1 protein-coding gene is annotated in these 959 nt (G+C 42.9%); it reads right to left on the bottom strand.

Features of this window, described 5'->3' with window-relative positions:
- Positions 1-929: CDP-glycerol glycerophosphotransferase family protein (locus tag ACOZK4_RS03105; protein WP_421590398.1), on the bottom strand; the 929-nt coding region annotated here is incomplete at its 3' end.
- Positions 930-959 lie beyond the last annotated feature (30 nt).

Genomic DNA, 959 nt, shown 5'->3' with positions numbered 1-959 from the left:
AACTCGTCAGGGTGGTAGTAGACGACTGGCTTTCTCATATAGGCAAAATCAAATTGCACGCCGGAATAGTCGGTGATCATCAGGCTGGATTCCGTGAGGATCTTTTCATAATCCACATCCAATGCCGATATTATCTCGACACCATCGCTTATTCTATAGTCATTTCTCTGCACGCTAATGACTGGATGAAGTAAGTATATTATTTTATAATTGTACATCTTTGCGTGATTGATGATTCTTTCATCTGAGATGACGCTGTCGTATATCTTGAAATACTCAGTTTCTTTGAAGTGTGGATTGTACGGGCGCGTACTTCCCATAACTGGCGGCATTACAATATAGTTCCGCCAAGTTGGCGTGATTAGTATCTGTCTTTTATCGTTTTTTATTAAGCCATCATACCGAGGAATGCCCGTTAATTTCAGCATGCCCGCATCTTCATAGCCGTAAATCGGCTTTGACAGGTTTTCAATCTCATGCTTTGAGGCGCAATAGTACTTCTTGATGTTATTGTGTAGGCGATTTGAATCAAAGGCCAAGCTCTGTACAGTTAAGCCGTGCTGGATGCATGAAACATCAAATTTCAGTAAATCCTGTAGAGATATGATTTCATCGTTTGTAAAGGAGTTGAAGTTGTAAACGCCCGTATGTGTGGTAAAAACCACCTCCGCATTAAGAAAATTTAGGCGGTGCTTAATCGTTCCGCGAACCAGCGGCTTGAATCCTTCTTTTTGTAGCCTTTCGCAGTCAGGCGAATTTTTGTTTATGACGTATACGGCTTCAATGCCTTCCGCTTTGCGAGAGGAGGCATATTTATAAAAATACTCCCCACAATCCCCGCCTTTGTAGAGCTTGTCATAGGTGAGCCAGATCCGCTTGTTTTTAAAGTAGGGGCGCGTGAGCCAATAGAGGCAGCGCAGCTTGAACATCTCGATGGATTTATGCTTCCAACGGAGCAT

The sequence above is a fragment of the Shinella sp. M27 genome, from assembly GCF_049199905.1.
Taxonomy (GTDB): domain Bacteria; phylum Pseudomonadota; class Alphaproteobacteria; order Rhizobiales; family Rhizobiaceae; genus Shinella.
Note: the sequence above shows the minus strand (reverse complement) of the source record. Positions and strands in the feature narration are given on the sequence as shown.